The sequence below is a fragment of the Streptomyces sp. NBC_00637 genome (assembly GCF_045161545.1).
GTDB lineage: Bacteria > Actinomycetota > Actinomycetes > Streptomycetales > Streptomycetaceae > Streptomyces.
This window is the reverse complement of the sequence record NZ_CP109046.1, coordinates 4,319,145-4,333,460: the sequence shown is the minus strand read 5'-3', so window position 1 is coordinate 4,333,460 and position 14,316 is coordinate 4,319,145. Positions and strand designations below refer to the sequence as shown.

At 72.4% G+C, this 14,316-nt stretch carries 12 protein-coding genes; 9 read left to right on the top strand and 3 right to left on the bottom strand.

What is annotated here, in order from left to right:
* The first annotated feature begins 475 nt into the window (after nucleotides 1-475).
* The 4 genes from OG440_RS18940 (at nucleotide 476) to OG440_RS18925 (ending at nucleotide 6,473) form a co-directional block, all read left to right on the top strand.
* Nucleotides 476-2,011, top strand: coding sequence for a SpoIIE family protein phosphatase (locus OG440_RS18940; RefSeq protein WP_406011394.1), 1,536 nt, complete (start codon nucleotides 476-478; stop codon nucleotides 2,009-2,011).
* Nucleotides 2,012-2,116: 105 nt separating this feature from the next.
* Nucleotides 2,117-3,610, top strand: coding sequence for an aminopeptidase P family protein (locus OG440_RS18935; protein ID WP_406007996.1), 1,494 nt, complete (start codon nucleotides 2,117-2,119; stop codon nucleotides 3,608-3,610).
* 81 nt (nucleotides 3,611-3,691) lie between these two features.
* Entirely contained in the window at nucleotides 3,692-5,059 is a 1,368-nt protein-coding gene (locus OG440_RS18930) for a PLP-dependent aminotransferase family protein (RefSeq protein ID WP_406007995.1), read from the top strand.
* A gap of 196 nt (nucleotides 5,060-5,255) precedes the next feature.
* The gene (locus tag OG440_RS18925) at nucleotides 5,256-6,473 is read left to right on the top strand and encodes an MFS transporter (protein WP_406007994.1); all 1,218 of its coding nucleotides are present in this window, start codon (nucleotides 5,256-5,258) and stop codon (nucleotides 6,471-6,473) included.
* A gap of 186 nt (nucleotides 6,474-6,659) precedes the next feature.
* On the opposite strand, the gene OG440_RS18920 is transcribed toward OG440_RS18925, so the two are convergent.
* The 3 genes from OG440_RS18920 to OG440_RS18910 form a co-directional block, all read right to left on the bottom strand.
* Nucleotides 6,660-7,493, bottom strand: a complete 834-nt coding sequence (locus OG440_RS18920) for a triphosphoribosyl-dephospho-CoA synthase (RefSeq protein WP_406007993.1) — start codon at nucleotides 7,491-7,493, stop codon at nucleotides 6,660-6,662.
* A gap of 9 nt (nucleotides 7,494-7,502) precedes the next feature.
* Nucleotides 7,503-8,441 (bottom strand): intradiol ring-cleavage dioxygenase, encoded by a 939-nt coding sequence (locus OG440_RS18915; protein ID WP_406007992.1) that lies wholly within the window; start codon nucleotides 8,439-8,441, stop codon nucleotides 7,503-7,505.
* A 123-nt stretch (nucleotides 8,442-8,564) separates the two neighbouring features.
* A complete protein-coding gene (locus tag OG440_RS18910) occupies nucleotides 8,565-9,026 on the bottom strand; it encodes an ATP-binding protein (protein ID WP_406007991.1) in 462 nt (153 codons plus the stop codon).
* Between the two features lie 243 nt (nucleotides 9,027-9,269).
* On the opposite strand from OG440_RS18910, the gene OG440_RS18905 reads away from it, so the two are divergent.
* The 5 genes from OG440_RS18905 (at nucleotide 9,270) to OG440_RS18885 (ending at nucleotide 14,312) form a co-directional block, all read left to right on the top strand.
* Entirely contained in the window at nucleotides 9,270-10,139 is an 870-nt protein-coding gene (locus tag OG440_RS18905) for a hypothetical protein (RefSeq protein WP_406007990.1), read from the top strand.
* 124 nt (nucleotides 10,140-10,263) lie between these two features.
* Nucleotides 10,264-11,028 (top strand): YcnI family protein, encoded by a 765-nt coding sequence (locus OG440_RS18900; protein ID WP_406007989.1) that lies wholly within the window; start codon nucleotides 10,264-10,266, stop codon nucleotides 11,026-11,028.
* 149 nt (nucleotides 11,029-11,177) lie between these two features.
* A complete protein-coding gene (locus OG440_RS18895; protein ID WP_406007988.1) occupies nucleotides 11,178-11,828 on the top strand; it encodes an SCO family protein in 651 nt (216 codons plus the stop codon).
* A gap of 5 nt (nucleotides 11,829-11,833) precedes the next feature.
* Entirely contained in the window at nucleotides 11,834-12,304 is a 471-nt protein-coding gene (locus OG440_RS18890) for a copper chaperone PCu(A)C (RefSeq protein ID WP_406011393.1), read from the top strand.
* Nucleotides 12,305-12,317: 13 nt separating this feature from the next.
* A complete protein-coding gene (locus tag OG440_RS18885; RefSeq protein ID WP_406007987.1) occupies nucleotides 12,318-14,312 on the top strand; it encodes a copper resistance CopC/CopD family protein in 1,995 nt (664 codons plus the stop codon).
* The last annotated feature ends 4 nt before the right edge of the window (nucleotides 14,313-14,316 follow it).

Here is a 14,316-nt window from a genome sequence, read left to right as displayed (position 1 = left end):
CACATCATGTGTCGATCACTTCACTGTGCGTACCTGTTGGCGCATCACACCCCTGTACGAGACAGGGGGAACCCCTCAGGGTCGAGCGGTGGCTGCTTCCGCGGCCACTCCGTCCGACTTGCATCCATCTAATGCCTGGGCGTGGCGTGGGGTGGCGAAGTCTGGCGTTTAACGTCGCGCGTATTTCTCTCCGCCTCCGCCACGGGAGGATGGGGCACGGTCGTCGATGACTATGACGCCCGGGCCGGTCACCAGGTTCCGGAAGGCTCCCAACGAGCTCCCGACGACACCTGGTCCCTACCGAGTACGTACCCATCACGACCGCTGTGACGCTCCGTGGAGCAAGCCCAGTCGACCGCAATCGCCCGTTACCCGAGGCATTTTTAAGCCAACTTTACAATTCCGCAAGGGAGCCGGAAGAACTGTGCCCGATTCTCCCAAAGACCCCACGGACACCAGCAATCCCAACAGGACAATGCTGGACATCCCCTCACGAGTGCGTGTACATGTGGAGACACCGCTAGCGGCGCAGAATGACATGGGGGTTTGCGATGCTTTTGAGCAATACGCTCCGGTCCGAGAGCCGGACACCATGAACGCCCCTCACCCTCCGAAAGTGGCTGGAATCGATTCAACGGTTCCCTCACCCGCACACACTGTCGCGCCCGCGCCCGTCACCCCGGGCGTTGCGACGGTCCCCGCGGCCCCCTCCGGCGCACCCGGCTCCACCGGCCCGGGCGCCCTTCTGACGGACCGGCTGGCCGGCTGGGTCTCCGACCTCACCACCCTCCACGAACTCACCGAACGCCTCGCCCGCACGGACTCCCTGCCGACGGCCCTCCAGGAATTGCTGCACGCCGGAGCCGCTCTCGTGGGCGCCCGGCGCGGTCTTCTCGTCCTCGAGCCCGCCGACGGTCTGGGGCCGGACACCATGATCGGACTGGGCCTCGGCCGCGCCGACCTCGGCCACATCGAGACCGTGCCGCGCAGCGCCCTGTCCTACGGCCGCATCCTCGAAGGACTGCCGGGCGGAGAGGGGGAGATCGCCGAGCCCGACCTGTTCGCCGAGGACGGCATGGACCCCCGCCACCGGGAGGTGGCCGCCCGCCTCGGCTACGCCGCCAGCTACGCACTGCCCCTGGAGACGGACGACGCGCCGGGACGCCTGGGCGCGGCCGTATGGCTCTACGACGAACCCGCCGAGCCGGACGAGCGTCAGCGCCACCTGATCGGCCTCTACGTCCGGTACGCCGCCGAGCACCTGGCGCGGCTCCTGGAACTCGAACGCACGCGCGTGTGCATGAAGACGATGGCCGAGGAGCTGCTGCCCTCCCGGCTGCCGCGCGTGCCCGGCGTCCAGCTCGCCGCCCGGCATCACACGGGGCCGCGCGGGGGCGGTGACTGGTACGACGCGCTGCCGCTGCCGGACGCCGCGCTGGGCCTCGCCGTCGGGTCCGTCACCGGGTCCGGGCCGAGCGCGGTCGCCGCGATGGGCCGGCTGCGGGCCTCCTTGCGGGCATACGCCGTGATGGAGGGCGAGGACCCCGTCGCCGTCCTGTCCGACCTGGAGCTGCTGCTGCGGCTGACCGAGCCCGCCCGCTCCGCCACCGCCCTGTTCGCCTACTGCGAACCCGCCCTGCGCAAGATCACTCTGGCCGGCGCCGGGCACTGTCCGCCGCTGCTGGTCGGCGAACGGCGCACGGAGTTCGTCGAGACGTCCGTCTCCGCCCCGCTGGGCATGCTGGCCTGCTGGGAGGCGCCGAGCGTCGAACTGGAGGCCGAGCCCGGCGAGACGGTTCTGCTCTACACGGACGGTCTGCTGCGCCGCACCGGCGACCCCACCGACCGCGCCTTCGCCCGGCTGCACGCGGCCGCCGCCGGGATCCCGAAGCCGCTGCGGCACGACCCCGGCGCGATCGCCGACCACGTACTGCGCACGCTGCTGCCCGACGGAGCGGCCGAGCGGGACGGCGACGAGGACGTGGTGCTGCTGGCGGCCCGCTTCGAGTAGCGCGGCGGTGACATCGGGTGACCGGCCCGGTAACAGGTGCATCCGGCCTGGACCCCCTTACGTACGTCCGTACGATGGAGGGGGTCCAGTGCCGTATCAAGGAGGATGACCGTGGCCGACGAGCTCACCCCGGCAGTGCCGGATGAAGCTGCTACCGCAGCGGGCCCGGAGACTGAGTCCGAGGAGCCCATCAAGCAGCGGAAGAACGGCCTGTACCCAGGCGTCTCCGACGAGCTGGCCGAGAGCATGAAGTCCGGCTGGGCCGACACGGAGCTGCGTGACCTGGAGCCGATCGCCCAGGCCGCCGAGACGGCCGCCCGCCGCGCCGCGCTCTCCGCGCGCTTCCCCGGCGAGCGCCTGGTGATCCCCGCGGGCAACCTGAAGACCCGCTCGAACGACACGGAATACGCCTTCCGCGCCTCCGTCGAGTACGCGTATCTCACCGGCAACCAGACGGAGGACGGCGTCCTCGTCCTGGAACCCGTCGCCGACGGCCACAAGGCCACGATCTACCTGCTGCCGCGCTCCGACCGTGAGAACGGCGAGTTCTGGCTGTCCGGTCAGGGCGAGCTGTGGGTCGGTCGCCGGCACTCGCTCACCGAGGCGGCGAAGCTGTACGGCATCCCGGCCTCCGACGTGCGCGAACTGGCGGACCGGCTGCGCGAGGCCACCGGCCCGGTGCGGGTCGTGCGCGGCCACGACGCGGGCATCGAGGCGGCCCTGACCGACAAGATCACCGCCGAGCGCGACGAGGAACTGCGCACCTTCCTCTCGGAGGCCCGACTCGTCAAGGACGACTTCGAGATCGGCGAGCTCCAGAAGGCCGTCGACTCGACGGTGCGCGGCTTCGAGGACGTCGTGAAGGTCCTCGACAAGGCCGAGGCGACGAGCGAGCGCTACATCGAGGGCACGTTCTTCCTGCGCGCGCGGGTGGAGGGCAACGACATCGGCTACGGCACCATCGCCGCCGCCGGACCGCACGCCTGCACGCTGCACTGGGTGCGCAACGACGGCCCGGTCCGCTCGGGCGATCTGCTGCTGCTCGACGCGGGCGTGGAGACCCACACGTACTACACCGCCGACGTCACGCGCACGCTGCCGGTCAACGGCCGCTACAGCGAGATCCAGAAGAAGATCTACGACGCCGTGTACGACGCCCAGGAGGCCGGCATCGAGGCCGTCAGGCCCGGCGGCAAGTACCGCGACTTCCACGACGCCGCGCAGCGCGTGCTGACCGAACGGCTCGTCGAGTGGGGCCTGGTCGAGGGGCCGGTCGAGCGGGTCCTGGAGCTCGGTCTCCAGCGCCGCTGGACGCTGCACGGCACCGGTCACATGCTCGGCATGGACGTCCACGACTGCGCCGCCGCGCGCGTGGAGTCGTACGTCGACGGAACGCTGGAGCCCGGCATGGTGCTGACGGTCGAGCCCGGACTGTACTTCCAGGCCGACGACCTGACGGTGCCCGAGGAGTACCGGGGGATCGGCGTCCGGATCGAGGACGACATCCTCGTCACGCAGGACGGCAACCGGAACCTGTCGGACGGCCTGCCGCGCCGCTCCGACGAGGTCGAGGCGTGGATGGCTTCGCTGAAGGGCTGACACATCGCCGACCGATGGCCGGGTACTGGTGGGTGCCCGGCCATTCGCCTGTCCAGGGGCGCTTCTGTCCAGGGGGACCGTGTGAACGACTTCTTGTCCGGTGTCGGAGTCGACCTGCATCTGGAACCGGATGCCGCCGAAGGGCGGCGGACGGGGCTGGAACGGGCTCTGCGGGACGCCGTGCGTGAGGGGCGGCTGGCGCCCGGCAGCCGGCTGCCGGCCACCCGGCGGCTCGCGGCCGAGGCCGGCATCTCACGCAACACGGTGAAGGCCGCCTACGACCAGCTGGTCGCCGAGGGCTATCTGACGGCGCGGCAGGGCTCGGGCACCCGGGTCGCGGCCCTGCCGTCCGACGCCGCCGAACCACTCGGCGCCGCCGCACGCGCGCGTGAGCCGCGTTTCGACCTGCGGCCCGGCAGCCCCGACGTCGGGACGTTCCCGGCCGCGGCCTGGCTGCGCGCGCTGCGCCGGGCCATCGCGACGGCGCCCTCCCTGGCGTACGACTACGGCGACCCGCGCGGCCGCATCGAGCTGCGCACCGCCCTCTCGGGGTACCTGGGGCGGGCGCGGGGCGTCATCGCGCCGCCCGAGCGGATCGTGATCACGTCCGGATACGTGCAGGGTCTCGCGCTCCTCACGCGCGTGCTGGGCGGCGGCGGGATCGCGATGGAGGACCCCGGGCTGCCCTTCCACCGCGAGGTCGTACGACGCAACGGCGGGACCGTGACGCCGGTGCCGGTGGACGAGCGCGGGGTACGGGTCGATGAACTGGGCGACGCCGCGGCCGTGGTCGTCACGCCCGCGCACCAGTACCCGACCGGCGTGACGCTGCACCCGGGGCGGCGACGCGCGCTGACCGAGTGGGCACGCGCGCGTGACGCGCTGATCGTCGAGGACGACTACGACGGGGAGTTCCGCTACGACCGGCAGCCGGTCGGCGCGCTCCAGGGCATGGCACCGGGGCAGGTCGTCTATCTCGGCACCGCCTCCAAGACGCTCGGGCCCGCGCTGCGGCTCGGCTGGATGGTGCTGCCGCCGCACCTGGTGGACGCGGTCGCCGACGCCAAGCTGCACAGCGACCACCACACCGAGTCCATCGGACAGCTCGCGCTCACCGAGCTGATCCACAGCCACGCCTACGACCGGCACGTACGCGCGTGCCGGTTGCGCTACCGCCGCCGCAGGGACCTGCTTCTCGAACGGGTGGGCGCGCGCCGGGGTGTACGCGGGATCGCGGCCGGGCTGCACGCCCTGGTGGAGGTCGACGACGAGGCGGAGGTGCTGGCGCGCGCGGACGCGGAGGGCCTCGCGGTGGGCCGTCTCGGCGAGCACTGGCACACACCCGGCGCGGGACGTCCCCAGGGCCTGGTCGTGGGGTACGGGACGCCCCGGGAGCGGCTGTATCCGGAGGCGCTGGACGCGCTGGCGAAGATCCTGGGCCGGGCCTGATCGGACCCGGGCCGGCGAATCGGCCAGGACGGAGGCGGGATCCGGGAGGGACCGGGGCACGATCCGGGAGGGATCCGGGACGCATGCGGGCAGGGTCGGGGCGGGATCCGGACAGGACCGGGGCCCGGATTGGACCAGTTTCGCGGCCTGTGATTGGTGCTGTCGGGCGGTCCACTGCGCCTCTAGCGTCATCGGTATGTCGAAGACTCGCCCACGGCGGCTGCTCGCTCTCGCGCAGTTGAGCAACTCGGTCGGGGACGGCGCGTACTACACGACGTCGGCCCTCTACTTCACCCAGGTGATCGGTCTCGCCCCCGCGCGCGTGGGCCTCGGGCTCACCCTCGGGTGGGCGTTCGGCTCGCTGGCCGGGGTGCCGCTGGGGCGACTGGCCGACCGGCGCGGGGCGCGCGGGACGGCGGTGCTGCTGGCCCTCGCGACCGGGCTCGCGGTGGCGTCCTTCACCCTCGTGAGCGGCTTCGTGCCGTTCGTGCTCGTGGCGTGCGGGTACGCGGCAGCCCAGTCGGGGCTCGCGGCGGCCCGGCAGGCCCTGCTGGCCGGGCTGGTGCCCGTCGGTGAGCGGACGGGGCTGCTCGCGCGGCTCCAGGCGACCCTCAACGCGGGTCTGGCCGTCGGCGCCGGGCTCGGTGGGCTCGCGCTGCACGCCGGGACACGAGAGGCGTATCTCGCGGTGTTCGTGGTCGACGCGGCGAGCTTCCTGGTGTGCGCGTCGCTGCTCGCCCGGCTGCCCCGGGTGGCTCCCGCGGCCGTCCGTCCGCGCGGGAGCGGCCTGGGTGTGCTGCGGGACCGGCCGTACGCCCTGGTGGCGCTCCTGAACACCGTGCTGCTGCTGCGGATGCCGCTCCTCAGCCTGGTGCTGCCGCTGTGGATCACCGAGCGGACCGGGGCCCCCGCCTGGCTGGTCTCCGCGCTGTTCGTGCTCAACACCGCCGTGGTGACGGTGTTCCAGGTGCGGGCGGCGCGGGGCGTGACGGGGCCGGCGAGCGCCACGCGCGCGCTGCGCCGGGCGGGTTGGGTGATGTGCGCCGCGTGCGCGGTGTTCGCCCTGTCCTCGGGTGCCTCGCCGTGGGTGGCGGCGGGCGTGCTGGTGCTGGGGTCGGTGCTTCAGGTGATCGCGGAGATGGGGCAGTCTGCGGGCTCCTGGCAGCTCTCCTTCGACCTGGCGCCGGCCGACCGCGTGGGCGAGTACCAGGGCTTGTTCGGCACCGGTGTCACGGTGGCCCGCACCCTCGGCCCGCTGGTCCTGACCTGGCTGCTGGTCGGGTGGGGCACCCCGGGCTGGCTGCTGCTGGGCGCGGCGATGGTCGCGGCGTCGTACGCGATGGGCCCGGCGGCCCGTCGGGCCCAGGCCGGCCGGACCACCGAGCCGCGGGGCGCGCTGATCCCGGTGAGCTGAGGGCGGCGCGGTCCCGAGCCCACCAGGGGCCCGTCATGGCCTCCTCGGACCCGCCCGGAGGTGGCCCTGGGTGGCCCGAGACCGCGGCCGCCGTCTCCCGTCATCCGTCATCCGTCATCTTGCGTCGCCATCCGGCGCCCTCCGGCGGGTTCCGTCGGCTTTCGGCGTCGTCCGGCGTCGTCCGGCTCAGGTCGCGTGGCCGGGTGCGGTCACCGGCAGGGAGTCCACGAAGAGTGCGCCCGCCAGAAGGCCCGCGCTTCCGCGAGGGCTCCACGCGCGTGTGTGGAGGTCGGCGTCGAGGTCGCCGAGCGCCGCTCGGCCTGCCGGGGTCGCCGTGCCGCCCGCCTCCAGGACACCGCGGGCGCCGGCCTGCACATGACGCAAGCCCAGAGGGCCCGCGGTGTGCAGGAGTTCGGTGTCCTGGAGGGTGGACATGACGGTGAGCAGGGCGTCGAGTCGTGCCTCGGGTTCGTCCGCGCCGGCCGCGCGGGCCGTGGCGAGCGCGTCGAGGGCCCGCCGCACGTGCGGGAAACCGGCGCGCGCCTCGCCGCGGGCGCCGGCCGCGCCGTACGTCGCCGAGATCGTCGCGCCCCGCGAGGGCCGCCGTGGGGCGGCCCGGTCGGGGTGGGCGGCGATCCGCTTCGCGGTCGCGGCGACCTCGACGCCCCGCGCGCGGGTGTCGAGGGCGGCCGCCGCCACCAGCAGACCGAGCGTCCACAGCGCACCCCGGTGCCCGCCGCCGGCGAGGCCCACCGAATGCTCGGTGCACCTCCCGATCGCGCCCAGCTCCGCGCGGAGCCGGGGCGTGGGTTCGCCGGTGCGGCGGGCGGCCGCGGCCATCGCCGCGAGGCCGGGTGCGAGCGCCTTCGCCGACCAGCGCAGCCCGCGGTGGTCCTTGCGGGTGACGCGGGCGGCCAGGTCACGTGGGTCGGGCAGGCCCGGCTTGGGGGCCAGGGCCAGTTGACCCGTCAGCGCGGCCACGGCGGCCTGCGCGAGCGCCTCGTCCTCGCGGCTTGTCATGTACCGACTCTACGAGGAGGCGGACGCCGACGGGGCGTCGCTGGGCGGAGTTCCCGTCGGGGCTTCGCCGCTCGGGGGCGTGCCGCCGCCTCCGCCGCCCGCGCCGGTGTTCTCGGCGTCGGGGTCGACACCCAGGGTGATGGATCCCTTGTAGCCCTTGGAGGGGTCGGCCTTGTGCACGGCCTTCAGGGTCAGCAGACCGCTGGAGGTGCCACCGCCGTCGTAGACCATGTCGTTGTCGAGGGTGGTGTAGCTGCCGGAGTGCTTCGCGTAGGGCTCCAGGGTGAAGATCTCCTCGGCGATGTCGTCGGGGAAGAAGAGCTGGCCGGTGTAGTTGACCTTGCCGCCCTCGTAGGTGCCGTCCTCCTTCTGGCCACCCGTGTGCACCTTGAGGTGGATGTGGCAGGTGCGCGGGGTGTACCAGCCCGGGAAGATCGTCTCGAACTTGACGACCCCGTTGGCGTTGGCGATCTGATAGCCACGCAGGTAGGTGTCGTCGTCGGCGGTGGAGCCGTCCTCGCTCTCCGCGGGGGCCGAACCGCCGGGGTTGGCCGTCGTGTAGCCGGAGTAGTAGCCCCAGGCGTCGCAGTGCCAGATCTCGACAGCGGCCCCGGAGACCGGCGTGCAGCCGTCGGTGGCGTCGACGACGGTGAGACGCAGGGTCAGGGGCACGCCGCTCTTGCCCTCGGTGATGTCCTTGCGCACCAAGGCACCGTCGAGGTAGTAGGGCCCTTCCGTGACGCTCGTCATCAGCGTCATACAGCTGCTGCTCGTGGAGGTCGAGGTGGCGGACGCCGACGCGCTCGCCGCGGTGACCGTGGCCGTGTCGGCGAAGGCCGACTGGTATCCGGCGACGGCGAGTCCGCCGGCCGCGACCGTGCCGCCGGTCACCGCGAGGGCGCGGCGCCGGGTGAGGGTGGAGTCTTTGTGGTTTCCCGTCATGAACATGAACGTAGGAAGGGCCCCCGTCAGTGGCGTGAGCGAGCGCTGAGAGGAACCTGAGAGTGCCGAGAAAACGCCGAGAACGGGGCGGGCGCTCCAGCGGGCGCTCCTGTCGCGCCTGAAAAACGGTCAGACGGCCATGAGGGGAGCGTCCTTGCGCCACTTGAGGATCTTGTCGAAGCTCACCACCGCGCCGCTGCGCCCCGGCTTGTTGCCGATGTGGACATGGTCGGCGAGTTCCTGGATGAGATAGAGGCCGCGACCGTGCTCGAGAGAGGTGTCGCCGGGAAGGGAGCGGTCGACGCGGGGGGTGCGCCCACCGACGAAACCCGGTCCCGAGTCGGCGACTTCGATGCGGCACTTCTCACCGTCGAGGTAGGCGGTGACGCGGTACGCCTCCGAACAGCCGCCGCGCGCGGCGCCCCCGCCGTGCTCGACGGCGTTGGCACAGGCCTCGCTCAGGGCGACGGAAAGGTCGTAACTGACGTCGGGATCGACGCCCGCCGTCTCCATGGTGCCGAGCAGCAGGCGGCGGGCGAGCGGAACGCTCGCGGCGTCGCGCCGCAGATGGAGTGACCACCAGATGCTCATGCTCCAGCCTCCAGGCCGCGGCTCGACATACCGATACGTATTGCCCCCTCAAGGCCCTGTGTAAGCGCGAATTCCACGTGATGCCGCCCATATGGGGGATGCCCGCGGTCCTGAAATCGGTGTATGTGGGACTCAGGGCCATCAGTCGTACCAGTCATTACAGAAGCTGATCTTCCGCATCGTACGGAATCTTGTGGACCTGCCGTATGACCGCGGTAAGGCCAGTGCGATGATGAGCCCGCCATGACTGCCCCCCACAGCGAGCGCTCCGGCAGCGATCTACGGCTGCTGCGGGCCGCGGTGTTCGCCGCGGTCTGCGTCGTGCTGGCCGGGGCCGGGCACACCATGGCCTCCTGCGCGACGGTTCCGCTGTGGACGCTGGGCGCGGGATTCCTGGGCGCCCTCGCGGTCGTGGCGCCGCTCGCCGGACGCGAACGGTCGCTGCCGGGCATGGCGGTGCTCCTCGCGGTCGGGCAGACCGTGCTGCACACCCTGTTCGGACTCGGCCAGCACGCCGCCTCCGCCTCCGCCTCCGCCTCGACCACGGTGTCGGCCATGTCCGACGCCACGCTCGTCGAACGGGCGGCCCGGCTGGTGTGCGGGGCCACGGCGGCGGCGATCAGCCCCGCCCAGGCCCGACGGATCCTCGTCGACGCGCGGCTCTACACGAGCGGCGGCGACACCCACGCCGCCGGGGGCGGTACGCGGATGAGCGGCATGAGCGGGATGGGGGCCGCGCATCATCCCGCGGACGCCCTGACCACCGCCGGCACCTCGATGTCCCTGCTGCCGTCCCTGCCCATGCTGCTCGGCCACGTCCTCGCGGCCGTCGCCGCCGGATGGCTGCTGCGCCGCGGTGACAGCGCCCTGCTGCGGCTGCTCGCGCTGTCGGCTCACGGCGTCACCGAGGCGGCGCTCGTCCGCTCCCTGCGCGGGGCGCTCGCGCTGGTGCGCGCCCTGCTCGCCGGGCTGCCCGCCGCTCCCGGAGCGCAACCGCGCGTCCCGCGCACGGCGTTGCTCGCTGCGGCGCCCGCACCCCGGACGACCGCACTCCAGCACTCGGTGATCAGGCGCGGCCCGCCGGCCGTATCCCTTCTCGTCCTCGCTGCCTGACGCGACACGACCCGCACTCCACATCGGGGGGAACGGCCGCCGTCGTGCGGCACGCGCGCGTGCGCACATCCCTGCCCACGCCTCTCCCACCCGCAGATTCACTCAGAGTGGAGTGCTCGCTGTCATGAAGGCCTCTCGTATCGCCTCCCGCGTCGCCGCCGCCGCTGCCGTCGCCGGTTCCGCCGTTCTGGTCCTGTCCTCGCCCGCCTTCGCGCACGTCAGCGTCGCCGCCGAGGGCACCGCCGCCAAGGGCGGTTACGCGGTCGTCGACTTCAAGGTTCCCAACGAGCGGGACAACGCCTCGACCACCAAGCTCGAGGTCACCTTCCCGACCGACCACCCGCTGGCCTCCGCGATGCCGGAGCCGATCAACGGCTGGACGATCGCGGTCACCAAGTCGAAGCTCGCCAAGCCCATCGAGCTGCACGGCAAGCAGATCTCCGAGGCCGTCTCCAAGATCACCTGGACGGCCACCGGCAAGGGCATCGAGGCCGGCTACTTCCAGAAGTTCCCGGTCTCCGTGGGCGCGCTCCCCGAGGACGCCGACGAACTCGTCTTCAAGGCGATCCAGACGTACTCCAACAAGGAGGTCGTGCGGTGGATCGAGGTCCAGGAGGACGGCGCGGAGGAGCCGGAGAACCCGGCCCCGGTGCTCACCCTGGCCGCCGCCTCCGAGGACGAACACTCCCACGGCACGACCGCCGAGGACGCCTCCGACGAGACCTCCGACGACGCCAAGGCGGCCGCCTCGACGACCGAGGCGGCCTCCGACTCCGACAGCAGTGACACCACCGCCCGGGTCCTCGGCGTGGTCGGCATCGTCGTCGGCGCCGCCGGTGTGGCGTACGGGGTGCTCGCCGGCCGCCGTCGGACCACGACCGAGGCCTGAGCCCACCCCCGCGTCGGGCGGCCGCCGCCGCCCGGCGCCTGCTCCTCGACGGTGCGCACCGGGGGCCGTACGCCCTGTCGTACATCCCGGTACACCTGCCCCGTACACCCCGGTGCGCGCCGGAGTTCACACATCTGGGACATTTCTCTATGCGCAAGAAGACGTTCGCCGTGGCCGCGCTGCTCGCCGCCGCCACCCTCACCCTCTCCGCCTGCGGCAGCGGCGACAGCGGCAGCAGCCCCGTCGCCGTCGTCTCCGAGGACGGCAAGCAGCAGGCCGCGACCGTGCTCGACCAGCCCTTCACCAAGCCCGCCCTGGTCCTCACCGACACCCAGGGCAAGAGCTACGACCTCCGCAAGGAGACCGCGGGCCACCCGACGCTGATCTACTTCGGCTACACCAACTGCCCGGACGTCTGCCCGCTGACGATGAACAACATCGCCGTCGCCAAGAAGCAGCTGTCCAAGGCCGAGCAGGACGAACTGCGCGTCGTGTTCGTCACCACCGACCCGGACCGCGACACCCCGGCCGCGCTCGGCACGTGGCTCAAGGGCATCGACCCGCAGGTCGTCGGCCTGACCGGGAAGTTCGCGACCATCCAGGCCGCCGCCCGCACCGTCGGCATCTCCGTCGAGGCGCCGCACAAGGACAAGAACGGCAAGATCGTCTCCACCCACGGCACCCAGGTCGTCGCCTTCTCCCCGAAGACCGACGCGGGATACCTGCTGTACGGCGAGGACGCCACCGTCGACGACTACACCAAGGACCTCCCCAAGATCGTCAAGGGTGCCAACCCGTGAGCCGCGTGAAGCCCGCCCGGCCCGCGCGGCTGCTCGCCGTACCGACCGCCGTGATCACCGGGGCGCTGCTGCTCGCGGGGTGCGGGTCGGACTCCGACGGGCGGGCCGACCTGTCCGTCCGGGACGCCTACATCCCGCAGCCCGTCTCCGACACCATGGCCGCCGGTTTCCTGACCATCGTCAACAAGGGCGGTGCGAAGGACGAGCTGACCTCCGTCACCAGCACCGCGGCGGGAAGCGTCACCCTCCACAAGACCGTCGGGTCGTCGATGGAGGAGGTCGCGTCCCTGGACGTGCCCGCACACGGTCAACTCGTGTTCAAGAGCGGCGGAAACCATCTGATGTTCGAGAAGCTGAAGAACAAGCCGGTACAGGGCGGGACGGTGAACGTCGAACTGCACTTCGCCGCGTCCGACCCCGTCGAGGTCGAGATTCCGGTGGAGTCCGCCACGTACGACCCGAAGACCGGCCACTGAGGGAGGGACCACCTTGACGCAGACCATCGCCCCCCGCGTCCGGATGCTCGTGCTGCTGTTCCTGGCGGTCACCGGTGCGCTCCTGGCCGGCGCCGGGCCCGCATCCGCGCACGCCGCGCTGACCGGCAGCGACCCCGCGCAGGGGGTGGTGGTCGACAAGGCGCCCACGCAGGTGACGCTGACCTTCTCCGAGACCGTCTCGATGAACGACGACTCGCTGCGTGTCCTCGACCCCAAGGGCACCCGAGTCGACACCGGCAAACCGTCCGAGGTCAGCGGCACGACCTACGCCGTCCCCCTGCACTCGGGGCTGCCCGACGGCACCTACACGGTGACCTACCAGGTGGTGTCCGCCGACAGCCATCCCGTCGCCGGCGCCTACACCTTCTCCATCGGCTCCCCCTCCGAGACCAGCGTCTCGGTGTCCGACCAGGAGGCCGGCGGAGGCGTCGTCGGCTGGCTCTACGGCTTCGGCCGGTACGTGTCGTACGCCGGGTTCATCGTCCTGACCGGCGGGGCCGCCTTCGTCCTCGCCTGCTGGCAGCGCGGCACCGGGGTGCGGGCCGTCCAGCGGTTCGTCGTCTCCGGCTGGGTCGCGATGACCGCGGCCACCCTGTTCCTGCTGCTCCTGCGCGGCTCCTACACCACCTCCGGCAACTTCGGCGACGTCTTCGACCTCGACCTCCTCGGGGAGGTCCTCCAGACCAAGACCGGCGCGGCCCTGGTGTCGCGGCTGCTGCTGCTCGCCGCGGCCGCGCTGTTCATCGCCGTGCTCTTCGGCGCGTACGACAAGCGCGAGGGCGAGGAGAAGCGGGACCTGACCTTCGGGCTCGCCATCGGCGGAACGGTCGTGGCCGCCGGCCTCGCGGCGAGCTGGGCCATGGCCGAGCACGCCTCGACGGGGCTGCAGCCGGGCATCGCGATGCCGGTCGACGTGCTGCACCTGCTGGCGGTCGCGACCTGGCTCGGCGGCCTCACCGCACTCCTCGTCGCCTTGTACCGGGCGCCCGCCGACCGGCCCGTCGAGGCGCCCGCCGCGCGCCGCTTCTCCCGGCTGGCCTTCGGCAGCGTGCTCGTCGTGGTCGCCACCGGCACCTACCAGTCCTGGCGCCAGCTCGGCTCCTGGTCCGCCTTCACCGACACCCGCTACGGCCAGCTGCTGCTCGTCAAGATCGGCCTCGTGGCGCTGCTCGTCGGCGTCGCGTGGATCTCGCGACGGTGGACGGCCCGCCTCGCGGACACGAGGGCCGAGGGCACGGTAGGCGAGTCCGCGCCCGAGAAGGAGCGCGTGACGGCCGCACCGGGGAAGGAGCGCGTCGCGGCCGCATCCAAGCAGGAGGGCGTCACGGCGGCGGCCGGGACCGGCGACACCGCCGAGCAGACGTCCGGCGATGCCGAGTCCGGCTCCGCGAGCGCCGAACGGGCCGCGCAGCTGGCCCGGCAGCAGGCCGCCGTCGACGCGACCCGGCAGAAGCGGCTGCGGGACTCCGACGCCCACCGCTTCGGGCTGCGCCGCTCGGTGCTCGCCGAGGCCGGCGTCGCCGTCGTCGTGCTCGCCGTCACCACCGTCCTGACGTCGACCGAACCCGGTCGCACCGAGCAGGACGCCGCCGCGGCCGGCCGGGCCTCCTCCTCGGCCTCGTCCTCCGCGGGGGACTCCGCTTCGGGTGCGCTGACGCTGGACATGTCGTTCGACACCGGCGGCACGGACGGCAAGGGCGTGGTCAGCGTCGACCTCGACCCCGCGCGCACCGGCGCCAACGAGATGCACGTCTATGTGACCCGGCCCAACGGCCGGGCCTTCGACGTGCCCGAGGTCAAGGTCGCCTTCACCCTCGAGGCCAAGGACATCGGGCCGCTGCCCGTCGTCCCCGACCACATCACCACCGGCCACTGGTCGGCGAACGGCGTGCAGATTCCCGTGGCCGGCGAGTGGCAGATCTCCGTGACCGTGCGGACCTCCGACATCGACCAGACGACCGTCTCCAAGAACGCGCAGATCGGCTGAACCG

What these genes read in the sequence shown, in the direction of transcription:
- OG440_RS18940 (WP_406011394.1), top strand. Translation starts at nt 476, where the DNA reads ATGCTGGACATCCCCTCACGAGTGCGTGTACATGTGGAGACACCGCTA.
- OG440_RS18935 (WP_406007996.1), top strand. Translation starts at nt 2,117, where the DNA reads ATGACCGTGGCCGACGAGCTCACCCCGGCAGTGCCGGATGAAGCTGCT.
- OG440_RS18925 (WP_406007994.1), top strand. Translation starts at nt 5,256, where the DNA reads ATGTCGAAGACTCGCCCACGGCGGCTGCTCGCTCTCGCGCAGTTGAGC.
- OG440_RS18920 (WP_406007993.1), bottom strand. Translation starts at nt 7,493, where the DNA reads ATGACAAGCCGCGAGGACGAGGCGCTCGCGCAGGCCGCCGTGGCCGCG.
- OG440_RS18915 (WP_406007992.1), bottom strand. Translation starts at nt 8,441, where the DNA reads ATGTTCATGACGGGAAACCACAAAGACTCCACCCTCACCCGGCGCCGC.
- OG440_RS18910 (WP_406007991.1), bottom strand. Translation starts at nt 9,026, where the DNA reads ATGAGCATCTGGTGGTCACTCCATCTGCGGCGCGACGCCGCGAGCGTT.
- OG440_RS18905 (WP_406007990.1), top strand. Translation starts at nt 9,270, where the DNA reads ATGACTGCCCCCCACAGCGAGCGCTCCGGCAGCGATCTACGGCTGCTG.
- OG440_RS18900 (WP_406007989.1), top strand. Translation starts at nt 10,264, where the DNA reads ATGAAGGCCTCTCGTATCGCCTCCCGCGTCGCCGCCGCCGCTGCCGTC.
- OG440_RS18895 (WP_406007988.1), top strand. Translation starts at nt 11,178, where the DNA reads ATGCGCAAGAAGACGTTCGCCGTGGCCGCGCTGCTCGCCGCCGCCACC.